The organism is Paraburkholderia sp. CHISQ3, assembly GCF_030464945.1.
GTDB lineage: Bacteria > Pseudomonadota > Gammaproteobacteria > Burkholderiales > Burkholderiaceae > Paraburkholderia > Paraburkholderia megapolitana.
Genome location: NZ_JALPRG010000010.1, coordinates 235988 through 249219, shown reverse-complemented (window position 1 = coordinate 249219; position 13232 = coordinate 235988). Strand labels below are relative to the sequence as shown.

Genomic DNA, 13232 nt, shown 5'->3' with positions numbered 1-13232 from the left:
ACCGGACGGAGTAACGCAATGAGTACCTATGACATGCTCGAGCATTCCCCTGCTTCGGGCAACGACGAAGACGCTGTGACGCGCGATCTGCTGCGGCTGATCCTCGATCAGATCGGCTGGGTGATCGGCATCGCGGCCTGTGTGATCTTCGCGTCGGTGATCTACACGAAGATCGCCACGCCGATCTATTCCGCGGATGCACTGATCCAGGTCGAATCGCAAACCGGCACCAGCACGAATTCGGCGAGCCAGGCGCTGGCTGCGCTCGTGCCGTCGGCGGGAGCGATGCACACCGATGCCGAGATCGAGATCATCAAGAGTCGCGCGGTGGTCGAGCCGGTCGTCGAGCAGTTCAAGCTGAACATTACGGCATGGCCGCATACGATGCCGCTGCTCGGCAAGCTCACTGCGCTCTTCGCGCGGCCGGGCCACCCGCTGCCGGCGCTATTCGGTATGCGCTCTTACGCATGGGGCGGCGAACAGCTCTCGCTCGATTCGATCAGCGTGCCGAAACCGCTCGAAGGTGCGCAACTTGTACTGCGTGCGCTCGGCGATGGGCGTTACATGCTGCTCGACCCGTATGGCCAGCCGCTCGTCACCGGTATTGCGGGCGTCACGGCTAACGGTAGCGGCATCGCGATGCGCGTCAGCACGCTGACGGCGCGGGCCGGCACCGAGTTCTTCGTCACGCGCTACAACCCGCTCGATGCGGTCGCGCGCCTGTCGTCCGGATTGCAGGTTGCCGAGAAGGGTCGCGACACCGGTGTCGTACAGCTGTCGTACATGGGCACCGATCCGCACGCGATCACCGCGATTGCGAATGCGATCACCGCGTCGTATCTGCAGCAGCGTACCGAACGTGCACAGGAAGAAGCGAGCCGCATGCTGTCGTTCCTCAACAGCGAACTGCCGCGCCTGCGCGACGAAGTGCATCACGCCGAAACTGCGCTGTCCGAATACCAGGCGCGTGTCGGCTCGTTCCAGCCGACTCAGGAAGCTTCCGTGTATCTGTCGGGTGGCCTCGACTATGAGAAGCAGATTGCGGCGCTGCGCATTACGCGTGCGCAGTTGCTACAGCGCTTCACAGCCGAAAGCCCCGAAGTCAAAACCGTCGATGCGCAACTCGCCGCGATGACCGGCGAAAAGGACCGCTTCGAGGATCACTTCAAGACGCTACCGAACTCCGAACGCGATGCGGTTGCGCTACAGCGCAACGCGAAAGTCGCCGAAGAAATCTACGTCGCGCTGCTGAACAAGACCCAGGAACTGTCGATCTCGCGTGCCGGCACGATCGGTAACGTGCACATCATCGACGAAGCGTTGTTGCCGGCGGCACCGGTACGTCCTAAAGCCGCGCTGATCATCTCGGCGGGGACGGTGCTCGGCGTGATCGCGGGCATTCTGTTCGCGTTCTGTCGACGCACGTTCTTTACCGGCGTCACCGATCCGGAATTCGTCGAGCGGCGCTTCCAGATGCCGATCTTCGGTTCGATTCCGTTCAGTGCCGAGCAGGCGCACAGCGACCGGCTCTCGGCAAGCGCGCGTGCTGCCCTGCCGGGCGCGGCCGCCCGCCGCGTCGGCACCGGCGCCGGCCTGCCCGCGTTACCGGGCAGCTTCGCGCGGCTGGTGCGCCCGCGTGCTACGTCCGCCGCACCGCACGCGCCGACGCGCGTCAAAACCGGCACGCAGACCGTCGTACCGCGCGCGAAACCGCCGACCCGTTCTTTGCTCGCGACCACCCGGCCGTTCGATATTTCGGTGGAAGGTTTGCGCGGTTTGCGTGCGACGTTGCAGTTCGGGCTGATCGACGCACCGAATCGTATCGTCGCGATCACGAGCCCTGCGCCGTCGGACGGCAAGAGCTTTCTGTGCGCGAACCTCGCCGTGCTGCTCGCGGAATCGGGCAAACGTGTGTTGCTGATCGACGCCGACCTGCGACGCGGCCGGCTCGCTCAGTATCTCGGTCGCTCGCCGCATGGTGGTCTTACCGAACTGCTGACCGGCCAGGCCGACTTCGACGTCGTTGCGCGCCCGACCGGCGTGGAAGGGTTGCACTTCATCGCGGCCGGCGCCTATCCGCCGAACCCGTCGGAGATTCTCACTTCGGCGCGCTTCGGGGAAATCCTGCAACGACTCGAGCAGCAGTTCGACATCGTGATGATCGATACGCCGCCGTTGCTCGCCGTTGCCGACGCGGCGATCATTGCGCACATCGCCGGGTCGACCGTGCTCGTGATGCGCGCGGGCGCACATAGCGAACGCAACATCGGCGAATCGCTGAAGAAGTTGCGGCGCGCGCGGGCACGCCTGATCGGTGGTGTGATGAATGCTGTGCCGCTGAAAAGCGGTGGGCGCTACGGCACTTATGACTACGCGTACGCTTATACGTACACGGCAAGCGATCCGCTCGGTACGAATACACCTGGCTAGTACTCCGTTCAGGCACGCAACGAGCGAACGCCGGCAGCACACGTTTTCAGACGTGTGCTGCCGGAAAATTCATTTTGTGTGATTGGGTGTCGTTGGGTCCGGCAGCCAGCGCAGTTACAGAAACCGCGCCACGTCCGTATGAAAACGCACGGCCAGCGCTTTCGCGACGTTCTTGCTGATCGCTCGCCGGCCCGCAAGAATGTCGCTGATCACGGTCGGCGACGCAATGTCGGACAGATCCTTCTGCCGCAGCTTGTGCGTCTCGAGCAGATGACGCAGCACGTCACGCGGCGCGGCTTCCGGCAGTACTTCCACATGCCGTGTGCCCCACACGCCTACGAGATCGGTAACGATGCCGAGCAGATCCGCAAGCGGATGCTGTGCGTCACCTTGCAGATGATCAGTGAGTTCGCTTGCGAGCCGCGTCATCCTCTGGAAGTCTGTCTCGCTGCGCACGGGTTTTAACGGCACCTGGGCCTGCAATGCGGCCCAGGCTTCGATGATGGCGGAAAACGGTCCCGCAATGCGATCGGCATTCATATGCGTCGATTCGTCCTCGTCCACGCGCCGTCTGCAGTCCACTTGAGTCTCCCCACGAACGAATGACGGCTGTCTGTTGGTCTTGATTGATGAAACTGCTTGTGGTGCCCGCGCTCAACGGCCCCACATGCTCCCCGGTGCGGAATCGCGTGGCCACGCGAGGTCCGCGGGCCGCGACGCACTGCTGCGCTCGCGCGCACCAGCCGCCGCAATCGTGCGCGTCACTTCGACCATGAACGCGCGCCGAAACGTCGCCGCAGCAAATCGCTCGGCATTCGCGCGGCACGCAGCCGGCGAAATCGCCGCGCGATGGCGCTCGAAACGATCGACGGCATCGAGTACGGCGGAAACGCTCTGCTGCGCAAAATGCACGCCAGTCGGTTGTGCTTCGCCGAGCGGCACGACAGTTTCCAGCGCGCCACCCTTGCCGTAAGCGATGACCGGCGTGCCGCTCGCCTGCGCTTCAACGACCGCGATGCCGAAATCCTCTTCGGCGGCGAATACGAATGCCTGGGCACGTTGCATATGGTCTTTCAGCACCGCAAACGGCTGATAGCCGAGTATCTGTACATTGGGGCCGGCCTTCGCGCGCAGCTCGGCCATCTGCGGGCCGTCGCCGATCACGATCAGCTTGCGCTGCGGCATCGCGGTGAACGCCTCGACGATCAGATCCATGCGCTTGTACGGCACCATCCGCGATGCGGTCAGATAGAAATCGTCTTTCTGTTCGCGTAGTTCGAAGTTGTGCACGTCGACCGGCGGCGCGATCACAACAGCGTTGCGGCGGTAGGTCTTGAGCATCCGGCGCGCGACGAAATGCGAATTCGCGATCAGACAATCGACGCCGTTCGCCGAACGCGCATCCCAGCCACGCAGGTAATGCAGCAACGCACGTGTGGCCCACGAACGCGGTCCGCGCATCAAACGCGCTTCGCGCAAGTACTGATGCTGCAGGTCCCACGCGTAGCGCATCGGCGAGTGCACGTAGCTCACATGCGTCTGGTCGGGACCGACCAGTACGCCCTTGGCCACCGCGTACGAACTCGTGATGATCAGGTCGTAGCCCGACAGATCGAACTGCTCGATGGCGAGCGGCATCAACGGTAAATAGCTGCGATAGCGGCGCCGTGCAAACGGCAGGCGCTGGATAAACGACGTCGTGACCGGTTTGCCGCGCACCGGCGTGCGGTCCTCGAGAAAATCGACCAGGCTGAACAGGTCGGCGTCGGGAAAGCACTGGATGATCTGCTCCAGCACCTTCTCCGCTCCGCCGGGCGCTACAAGCCAGTCGTGCACGATCGCCACTCTCATCATTTCGATACCTGTAGGACGGCGCACGGACAAACCCTCGCCACGCAACCGAGTGTACGGGGCGTGTCTGCGGCCGTGCGTGCGCGCGGCCACACTGCGCGTGAGACAACGCGCGAATAATGGAAACTCGCCGGTTGCGTGTATGCACCGATCCGGCGAGCCGCCGGCTACGCCCGTCTCTGTTACCTCTCTTGCTACGCTTGCCCGACGATGAACAGTCCTCGTATCGCTTCGCCGTTCCCACTCGCCCGTGCCGCCGATAGCGACACTGTTGTTCACGACAACGCAGACGCACCGTCGGTGCTGTTCGTCGATCAAAGCGGTCAGCTCGGTGGTGCGGAGTTTTCGCTGCTGCCGCTCGCTGAGGCGTGCGCCTCGCGCGGCAAGGTAGTGTTGCTCTCGGATGGACCGTTTCGCGCGCGGCTCGAAACGCTTGGCGTGCCGGTCGAAGTGATCGGCAATGCGCGTGTGTCGGGTATCGGCAGGCAGTCGTTGCGCCTCGGGTGGTTGCGCGCATTGCCCGGTATCGTGCGTCAGGTGCGTGCAATCGCGGACGTGGCGAAACGCTACGATGTGCTGTTCCTGAATACGCAGAAGGCGCTCGTGATCGGTGCGCTCGGCAAGCCGCTGCATCGGCGGCCCGTGATCTGGCATCTGCACGACATCATGTCGCCCGAGCATTTCGGATTCGCACAGCGGCTCGTGGTGAAGTGGCTCGTGCGGCTCGCGGTCGATCGTGTGGTCGCGAATTCGCATGCGTCCGCGCAATCGCTCGCTGAACTCACCGGACGCATGGCCGATATGCCGCCGGTCGTGCACAACGGCATCGACACCGACGCGTTCAATGCAGCGGGCAAATTGAGCCCCGCCGATCTCATCGCGTTGCGCGGGCGCCTCGGGCTACCCGAACACGCGTGGCTCGCGGGACTCTTTAGCCGGCTCGCGCCGTGGAAAGGTCAGCACATCGCGATTGCCGCGCTTGCCCGTGTGCCGGATGCACATCTCGTGCTGGTCGGCGCCGCGCTGTTCGGCGAGGATGACTATGTCCAGCATCTGCATGAACTCGCGGCACAGTTCGGTGTGAGCGAGCGCGTGCACTTCATGGGCTTTCGCGACGACATGCCCCTATGGATGAAAGCGATGGACGTCGTGTTGCATACGTCGACGGATGCGGAGCCGTTTGGTCGCGTGATCGTCGAAGGGATGGCGGCCGAGCGACCAGTCATTGCGACCGCGGCCGGCGGAGTCACCGAGATCGTGCGGCACCTGCGCAACGGCTGGCTCGTCGAGCCCGGCAATGTCGAGGCACTCGCCGGAGCCATGCGAACGTTGCGCGTGTCGCCGCATCTTGCACAACGTCTCGCCGAAAAGGCGCAAGCCGATGCGCAACGCGATTTTTCGCTGGGTATGTATGTGCGGAAAATGACCGATGCGATCGCGGATACGGTGCGCTGACGACTCGACCCGGCTGTGCCTCGGCTAGCGCTACACCTGTAAATGCAGCGCCTATAATCGTCCCATCGATCAACCGGCGATGAGAACGACAATGAAACAGCGCGTGTTGGGGGGAGTCATATTGGCGCTGGGGCTCGCGGTGCTGACAGCCTGCACAAGCGATAGGCCGAGCGTGCCCGACAGCGCGACTATCGTGCGGCTATGCCGTGAGCGGTTGGGTCAATCGGGCCAACCGGCACCCGACTCGCTCGATCAACTCACGCGCCCACAGTGGTCGCGTTATACCGGATGTCTGATCAGCACCAATCTGCGGATTGCATCGAGGGATCGTGCCGGGTATCCGGAGTCGATCGTATCGATACGCTTTGCGCCTGATGGAAGCGTCGCATCGGCGCAGTTGCTGCACAGCACCGGCGACGCCGCGTGGGACACGCTGGCCGCGCAGGCGATCGCCGCGGCAGCGCCACTGCCGCACGCGCCGACCGGACAACCGGCGACACGCATCGATCTGCGTTTCGCGTCGAGTCCGCGGCTGGGACTGTCCACGGAGACCCACTGGTCAGCCCATACCTGCACGACGGTCGGCAGCGCGACGTCCTGCAACTAGTGTCCGTTGCAGGCGAGCACGAATACGCTTAACGCTGCCCGTATTCGATCGTTTCGACGCCGTGCTCCGCACCGATCAGACACAGGTTGGCGCCGCGCGCCGCAAACAGACCCACGGTCACCACACCCGGCCACGCATTGATCTGCGCTTCGAGTGCGCGCGGATCGTGGATCTGCAGGCCCTTCACGTCGATGATCTCGTTGCCGTTGTCGGTAATGAACGGCGTACCGTCCTGCTTGACGCGCACCACCGGCACGCCACCGAGCGCGGTCACGCGTCGACCGATGGCGGTACGTGCCATCGGCACGACTTCGACCGGCAGCGGAAACTGGCCGAGCACGGCCACGCGCTTGGAGGCGTCCGCGATGCAGACGAACACATCCGCCACCGATGCGACGATTTTCTCGCGCGTCAACGCCCCGCCGCCGCCCTTGATCATCGCGCCGCTCGCGTCGATTTCGTCAGCACCGTCGACGTAAACCGGCAGCGAATCGATCTCATTCAGATCGAACACCTTGAAACCGTGCGACTGCAGACGCGCCGTCGTTGCAACCGAACTGGACACCGCCCCGCGATAACGCGGGCGGCTCGCGGCGAGCGCATCGATGAAGCAGTTCGCGGTCGACCCGGTACCGACGCCGACGATGGCGCCCTCGGGCACGTTGGCGTTGACGTAGTCGGCGGCGGCGCGGCCGACCAGTTGCTTGAGTTCGTCTTGAGTCATGGAGAGAGCGGGAGGCGGAAAAGCATCGAGTTTACCGGAGTCGCGGCTCGTCGCTGGATTTCAGGTCGCCGCCGCTTGCCGTTTAACGACCTCGCGGAAATTTAAAACTAAATTAGACCGGCCCCTCTTCACTGTAATCCCTCACCACGGCTAACATGCTTCCGCCGTCATTACACGGCAATTACATTCTTATAACGAGGGAAGCATGAAAACTGCAGTAACCACACTGGGGATGGCCATTGCGCTGACGGCATGCGGCGGTGGCGGCGGTGGTGGAGATAACACCGGCCCCGCTCCTGCAACCAGCGCCGAAGGGATGTACCACGGGACCACCTCGAACAACCGGCAAATCGATGCGTTCGTGCTCGATGACGGCACGTATTACGTCATGTACTCGGTGTCCGGTAGCAGCGCGATGCCTGGCGGCGTCGTGGTGGGCAGCGGTACGTCGAAGAACGGATCGTTCTCGTCGGACAATGCGCGCGACTTCAATCTCGAGGGGCTGGGCATCGTGTCCGGTAACGTCAGCGCGTCGTACACGCAGAAGAAGTCGCTGAACGGGACGATCGCGTATACGAACGGCACAGGAAGCGCGACCTTCACCGGGAACTACGATGCCGACTATGAGAAGACGCCGGCACTGACGTCGATCGCTGGATCGTACTCGGGGTTCTTTGTGTCGAGCTTCGGGCAAGGAGGCAGTCTCGCGCCGGTGAGTTTGACGCTGGCAGGAGGCGGCGCGGCGAATTTCTCCGGTGTACTGTGCTCGTCTACCGGCACGGTTGCGACCCGGGTACGTGGCAACGTGTACAACGTTACGGCGACGTTTGCCGGTACTGACTGTGCACTCGCCGGGCAGTTGTTGAGCGGTATGGCGTATTTCAACAGCACCGATCGATCGCTTAGGGGGATGTTGACCACGAGCGACCGCAAGACCGGTTATCTGTTCGATGTGACTAAAAAGTAGGACACGCGGCAATAAGAGTGCAGTACGGCCTGCCTGGATTTTTCGGGCAGGCCTGTTAATGTGCTTTAATAATGCCGTATGGTTATTGTAATTATTCTGAAACCGTTCTACGCTGTCGTCGTCGGGCCGTACCTGACAACTACAACGGGAGATCAATTTTGAAATTGCGGGTTCAGCGGGATTTTTTAAAACAAAACAGATGTTTATTCGTTTCCGCGATAATCGCGACCTTCGCTCTTTACGGATGCGGTGGAGGCGGCGGCGACAGTGCACCAGCAAATACGCCCTCATCTACGCCGCCAACCCAATCGCCATCTTCCTCGACCATTAATGATGTTAGGGGAATCTATACTGGGACGACCGGCGACGGAAAAACTATCACGGGAATTATCCTGGATAATGGCACCATGCATCTGGTCACCACAAATAAAACAGATAATTCAACCCATATTCTGACTGGGGGGCTTAGAAACGCGGACAGCGCCAATTTCGTTTTTGATGTTTCCGATTTTACGATAGATCATAGTGATAAGCAGGGACTTGCTGAGATGTCCGGATCTTACGTGACAAAGAAGGCCATCACGGGACATCTGAACTATGTACCAGAGGGGGCCAATCAGCCAGCCCCAGGGGCCGGCATCCCAATCTCGCTAAACTACAGCAGTAGTAACGAAGAGACGGCGAGCCTTGATCAGCTACCAGCCGCTATAGGCATCAATATCCGTGGAACGTCTTACAGTGGATCTACCGACACCGCGAACCTCAGCGTGAATGCACCGGCATTCCTCATGATGGACAAGAATGGAAATGCCGAACTGGAAGGACCGGGAACATGCACAGGTGAAGGGCGAATTTCGCCAAGGAAAAAAGATAACGCCTATGATATGTATTTTTCCTACAAGAAAACGCCGCAATGCGATTTATCAGAGCTTCGAGCGTCGGGGATTCTTTATTTTGGCAAGACCGACAACAACCCTAAAACTCTTATAATGATTGGTGCAGAAATTGACAAAGCAGTAAATTTTTTAATCACAGGTCAATAGATTAAATAGTGGGGCGAAAACAACCACTTCGCCTCACTATAGAATTTTAATTTATCAAATGACCGCGCGAAAATCAGCAGTCAAAACGCAGCCAGATCCTTACTTCTTAAGGACCGCCCGCTGCCTGACCGCCTCGAACAGACACACCCCACTCGCCACCGACACATTCAGACTCTCCACAGTGCCTGCCATCGGAATCTGCATGACTTCGTCGCAGGTTTCACCTGTCAGACGCCGCATCCCCTCGCCTTCGGCACCGACCACGAGAGCGACCGGTCCATCGAGTTTCGTCTCGTAGAGGCTCTTGGTTGCCTCGCCAGCCGTACCGATCACCCACACGCCGGCGTCCTTCAGTTCGCGCAACGCACGCGCGAGATTCGTGACCGTGATGTAGGGCACCGTGTCCGCGGCGCCGCTCGCGACTTTCGCGGCCGTCGCATTGAGTCCGACTGCGCGGTCGCGCGGCGCGATCACCGCATGCGCACCGGCGGCATCCGCGACGCGCAGGCACGCGCCGAGATTGTGCGGATCGGTCACCCCGTCGAGCACCAGCAGCAACGCCGTCCCATTGATACTGTCGAGCAGTTCCGCGAGATTCTGCGCGAGCGGCAGATCGCTGGCACGCGCGACGATGCCTTGATGGCGCTCGGTATGCGAGAGCCCCCACAGACGCGTTTCATCGGCGGCGATCAGACGGACGCCCGCCTCCTTCGCCACATTCAGAAACTCCTGCATGCGGCGATCGCGCCGCGTCGCGTCGTAATAGACCTCTTCGACCGTCGACGCATCGTGCCGCAGACGCGCGGTCACTGCATGGAAACCGTATAGAACCTTGAGACGTGACATGACTGAACAACCTTTGATTAAGCGATCGACGATGCGCTTCTAGTTCTGATAAAAACCTGCTGAAAAATGCACAACGCGCGCAGTGCGGTACGGATACCGGCTGCGCGCGGTGAAACTGAAGACAACGTCAGCGCTTCTTGCGCGTCTGCGGTTTCGGCGCCGACTTCGGTGCCGATTTCTGCGCGACGCCACGCTTCTTCGCCGCTCCGCGAGCAGCACGTGCTTCTTTCACCTCAGCCGTTTGCGCAGGCGCAGGCTTCTTGCGACGCGCCCCTTCGGCCGGCGGCAACGAACGCACGCGCGCCCCACCACCCGTTTCGAGCACCGCTTTCTCCGCATGTCCCGCGCGACTTGCCGGCGGCTTGACCGGCGCATCGCGCACGAGCCGGAAATCGATCTTGCGTGCGTCGAGATCGACGCGGCTCACCTGCACGCGCACGCGATCGGACAAACGGTAGCGAATGCCCGTGCGCTCGCCGCGCAGTTCGTTCTTGATCTCGTCGTACTGGAAGTAGTCGGAGCCGAGTTCGGTGACGTGCACGAGCCCTTCGATAAAGAGCGCATCGAGCTGCACGAAGATGCCGAACGACGTCACGCCGCTCACCATCCCGCCGTATTCCTCGCCGAGCTTGTCGCGCATGAAGTAGCACTTGAGCCAGGCTTCGACGTCGCGCGAGGCTTCGTCGGCGCGGCGCTCGTTCGCCGAACAATGCAGACCGAGCTCTTCCCAGATCGCCGTGTTCTCGCGACGGCGGTTGCCGCGCTTCTCGTCGTCGGCCTGCTGCATCGCGCGGGCACGCGGCGACAGCGCCGTGTTCAGCACGACGCCTTCCGGTGCTTCCGGGTTGTACTTCTTGCCCTGCAGGATCGCGTAGATCGCGCGGTGCGTCAGCAGATCGGGGTAGCGGCGAATCGGGCTCGTGAAGTGCGCGTACGCCTCGTAAGCAAGCCCGAAGTGGCCGATGTTGTCGGGACTGTAGACGGCCTGCTGCATCGAACGCAGCAGCATCGTCTGCAGCATCTGCGCGTCGGGGCGGTCGCGGATATGCGCCATCAACGCCGCGTAATCGCTCGCATGCGGCGACTCGCCGCCGCCGAGCGTGAGCCCCATACCGCGCAGGAACGTACGCAGGTTTTCGAGCCGCTCGGCCGTCGGCCCCGCGTGTATGCGATACAGACCGGGGTGCTTGTTGCGCTTCATGAAGTCGGCCGCGCAGACGTTCGCGGCCAGCATGCATTCTTCGATCAGCTTGTGCGCGTCATTGCGCGTGCGCGGCACGATCTGCTCGATCTTGCCCTGCGCATTGCAGACGATGTAAGTCTCGGTCGTATCGAAGTCGATGGCGCCGCGCTTCTGGCGCGCCGCGAACAGCGACTTGTAGACGCCATGCAGGTTCTGCAGCTGCGGCATCAGCGCGGCGCGCTTTGTCGCTTCGGGGCCTTTCGTATTCTTCAGGACGGCGGCCACCTCGGTATAGGTAAGCCGCGCGGCCGAATGCATCACGCCCGGATAGAACTGGTAACCCTTGATCTCGCCACGCTCGGTGATGATCATGTCGCAGACCAGCACACAACGATCGACGTGCGGGTTCAGCGAGCACAGGCCGTTCGACAGCTTCTCGGGCAGCATCGGAATCACGCGGCGCGGGAAATACACCGACGTGCTGCGCTCGATCGCATCCGCATCGAGGCCGCCCTTCGGCAGCACGTAATGCGACACGTCGGCGATCGCAACGATCAGACGGAAGCCGTCGCCCCGACCGACCGTAACCGGCTCGCAGTACACGGCATCGTCAAAATCGCGTGCGTCTTCGCCATCGATCGTGACGAGCGGCACATCGCGCAGATCGACGCGATGGCGCAGATCGGAGGGACGGACTTCGTCGGGGAGTTTCGCGGCTTCGTCGAGCGCGGCGCGATCGAATTCGTGCGGCACACCATACTTGCGCACCGCGATCTCGATCTCCATGCCAGGGTCGTCGATATCGCCGAGCACCTCGACCACACGGCCGAGCGGTTGCGAATGACGGCTCGGGAAGTCGGTCAGCTCGACCACCACCACCTGACCGACCTTCGCCTTCTTCGTGTTCTGCGTGACGAGGATGTCGTGGCCGATGCGCTTGTCTTCCGGCGCGACGATCATGGCGCCGTTCTCGCTCAGCAGACGACCGATCACGCGACGGTTCGCACGGTCGGTGACCTCGACGATGTGGCCTTCAGGCCGCCCGCGCCGGTCGTAGCCGACGATGCGCGCAAGCACGCGATCGTTGTGCATGACCTTCTGCATTTCGCCGGTGGGCAGGAACAGATCGTCCTGGCCGTCGTCGCGCACGAGGAAACCGTAACCGTCACGATGCCCCTGCACGCGGCCGGCGACGAAGTTGGACGGATGGGTTAGCTGGTAATGACCGCGCTGATCGAGCCGGATCTGGCCGTCGCGCTCCATGGCGCCGAGGCGCTTGAAAAATCCTTCGCGCTCCTGGCGTTTGATCGACAGCGCTTCGGCGATGTCGTTCGCGGCAAGCGGTGTTTCGCTCGTGCGCAGCACGCCGAGGATTTCTTCGCGGCTCGGAATCGGGTACGGATATTTGCTCAAGGGCTTGTCGATGATCTTGTTCTCGTTGCGTGAACGTCGTGGCGAGATGACGCGGCTCGTTACAGCGCTCAACCGAACCGGCTCGCCCGGAGGTGGGCCCAAGGCGCCCGCGCGCCGACCCAAAGACTTCTGCGAGGCATTCTAACACCCGTATTCCACGCCACGCGGCGCTCGACGTCGCGGCAACCGGACGAACCGGGCGGCACCTTGGGGTACGTTCGAAACGCTTGACAGCTTTCGCCCGACGGTTATAATTGCATTCTTTGCTGCTGGTCACAAGCAACACGACTGACCGAGTAACACGGCAAAGACAGACACCTGCCCAGGTGGCGAAATTGGTAGACGCACTAGGTTCAGGTCCTAGCGGTGGCAACACTGTGGAGGTTCGAGTCCTCTCTTGGGCACCAAATATCGGAAAGCCGCCTTCGGGCGGCTTTTCTTTTTGCGGTTTGTTTTTTACTTCGCGCGGCAGACAGATGAGTTGCATTGGACGCTTTCAACTTCCAATTGACACAATGCATCATCTCGCTAAAATTACGGCTTGACCTGAAGGATGCCCAGGTGGCGGAATTGGTAGACGCACTAGGTTCAGGTCCTAGCGGTGGCAACACCGTGGAGGTTCGAGTCCTCTCCTGGCACCAGCGAAGTAGATTCAGATCAGTTGCAGGACTTATAAAAACGCTCGCCTTTGCGAGCGTTTTGTTTTTGGGCCG

At 61.7% G+C, this 13232-nt stretch carries 10 protein-coding genes and 2 tRNA genes; 7 read left to right on the top strand and 5 right to left on the bottom strand.

What is annotated here, in order from left to right; all coding sequences use genetic code 11:
- Positions 1–18: 18 nt before the first annotated feature.
- Positions 19–2430, top strand: a complete 2412-nt coding sequence (locus M0D65_RS23665; protein WP_266254814.1) for a polysaccharide biosynthesis tyrosine autokinase — start codon at positions 19–21, stop codon at positions 2428–2430.
- Positions 2431–2544: 114 nt separating this feature from the next.
- On the opposite strand, the gene M0D65_RS23660 is transcribed toward M0D65_RS23665, so the two are convergent.
- The gene (locus tag M0D65_RS23660; RefSeq protein WP_266254872.1) at positions 2545–2970 is read right to left on the bottom strand and encodes a type II toxin-antitoxin system HigA family antitoxin; all 426 of its coding nucleotides are present in this window, start codon (positions 2968–2970) and stop codon (positions 2545–2547) included.
- 114 nt (positions 2971–3084) lie between these two features.
- Positions 3085–4281 (bottom strand): glycosyltransferase family 4 protein, encoded by a 1197-nt coding sequence (locus M0D65_RS23655; protein ID WP_266254871.1) that lies wholly within the window; start codon positions 4279–4281, stop codon positions 3085–3087.
- A gap of 210 nt (positions 4282–4491) precedes the next feature.
- On the opposite strand from M0D65_RS23655, the gene M0D65_RS23650 reads away from it, so the two are divergent.
- Complete coding sequence (locus tag M0D65_RS23650; protein WP_266254813.1) at positions 4492–5736, top strand: glycosyltransferase family 4 protein; 1245 nt, start codon at positions 4492–4494, stop codon at positions 5734–5736.
- A gap of 91 nt (positions 5737–5827) precedes the next feature.
- The gene (locus tag M0D65_RS23645; protein ID WP_266254812.1) at positions 5828–6343 is read left to right on the top strand and encodes a TonB family protein; all 516 of its coding nucleotides are present in this window, start codon (positions 5828–5830) and stop codon (positions 6341–6343) included.
- A gap of 28 nt (positions 6344–6371) precedes the next feature.
- Here M0D65_RS23645 and rpiA read toward each other — a convergent pair whose 3' ends face one another.
- Positions 6372–7067 carry a ribose-5-phosphate isomerase RpiA gene (gene rpiA, locus M0D65_RS23640; protein ID WP_266254811.1) on the bottom strand — a complete coding sequence of 232 codons (696 nt, stop codon included), beginning with the start codon at positions 7065–7067 and terminating at the stop codon, positions 6372–6374.
- 205 nt (positions 7068–7272) lie between these two features.
- Here rpiA and M0D65_RS23635 point away from each other — a divergent pair, with 205 nt between their 5' ends.
- On the top strand, positions 7273–8034 hold the full coding sequence (locus M0D65_RS23635; RefSeq protein ID WP_266254810.1) for a hypothetical protein: 762 nt from the start codon (positions 7273–7275) through the stop codon (positions 8032–8034).
- A gap of 158 nt (positions 8035–8192) precedes the next feature.
- Positions 8193–9077: a hypothetical protein gene (locus tag M0D65_RS23630; RefSeq protein WP_266254809.1), complete on the top strand. Its 885-nt coding sequence runs from the start codon at positions 8193–8195 to the stop codon at positions 9075–9077.
- A 99-nt stretch (positions 9078–9176) separates the two neighbouring features.
- On the opposite strand, the gene rlmB is transcribed toward M0D65_RS23630, so the two are convergent.
- The gene (rlmB, locus tag M0D65_RS23625) at positions 9177–9923 is read right to left on the bottom strand and encodes a 23S rRNA (guanosine(2251)-2'-O)-methyltransferase RlmB (protein ID WP_091016223.1); all 747 of its coding nucleotides are present in this window, start codon (positions 9921–9923) and stop codon (positions 9177–9179) included.
- 127 nt (positions 9924–10050) lie between these two features.
- Complete coding sequence (rnr, locus tag M0D65_RS23620; protein WP_091016858.1) at positions 10051–12519, bottom strand: ribonuclease R; 2469 nt, start codon at positions 12517–12519, stop codon at positions 10051–10053.
- A gap of 320 nt (positions 12520–12839) precedes the next feature.
- On the opposite strand from rnr, the gene M0D65_RS23615 reads away from it, so the two are divergent.
- Together M0D65_RS23615 and M0D65_RS23610 are read left to right on the top strand one after the other, a co-directional pair.
- A tRNA-Leu gene (locus M0D65_RS23615) sits at positions 12840–12926 on the top strand.
- A gap of 148 nt (positions 12927–13074) precedes the next feature.
- Positions 13075–13160, top strand: a tRNA-Leu gene (locus tag M0D65_RS23610).
- The last annotated feature ends 72 nt before the right edge of the window (positions 13161–13232 follow it).

What these genes read in the sequence shown, in the direction of transcription:
- M0D65_RS23660 (WP_266254872.1), bottom strand. Translation starts at nt 2,970, where the DNA reads ATGAATGCCGATCGCATTGCGGGACCGTTTTCCGCCATCATCGAAGCC.
- rlmB (WP_091016223.1), bottom strand. Translation starts at nt 9,923, where the DNA reads ATGTCACGTCTCAAGGTTCTATACGGTTTCCATGCAGTGACCGCGCGT.
- rpiA (WP_266254811.1), bottom strand. Translation starts at nt 7,067, where the DNA reads ATGACTCAAGACGAACTCAAGCAACTGGTCGGCCGCGCCGCCGCCGAC.
- M0D65_RS23655 (WP_266254871.1), bottom strand. Translation starts at nt 4,281, where the DNA reads ATGAGAGTGGCGATCGTGCACGACTGGCTTGTAGCGCCCGGCGGAGCG.
- M0D65_RS23650 (WP_266254813.1), top strand. Translation starts at nt 4,492, where the DNA reads ATGAACAGTCCTCGTATCGCTTCGCCGTTCCCACTCGCCCGTGCCGCC.
- M0D65_RS23645 (WP_266254812.1), top strand. Translation starts at nt 5,828, where the DNA reads ATGAAACAGCGCGTGTTGGGGGGAGTCATATTGGCGCTGGGGCTCGCG.
- M0D65_RS23635 (WP_266254810.1), top strand. Translation starts at nt 7,273, where the DNA reads ATGAAAACTGCAGTAACCACACTGGGGATGGCCATTGCGCTGACGGCA.
- M0D65_RS23665 (WP_266254814.1), top strand. Translation starts at nt 19, where the DNA reads ATGAGTACCTATGACATGCTCGAGCATTCCCCTGCTTCGGGCAACGAC.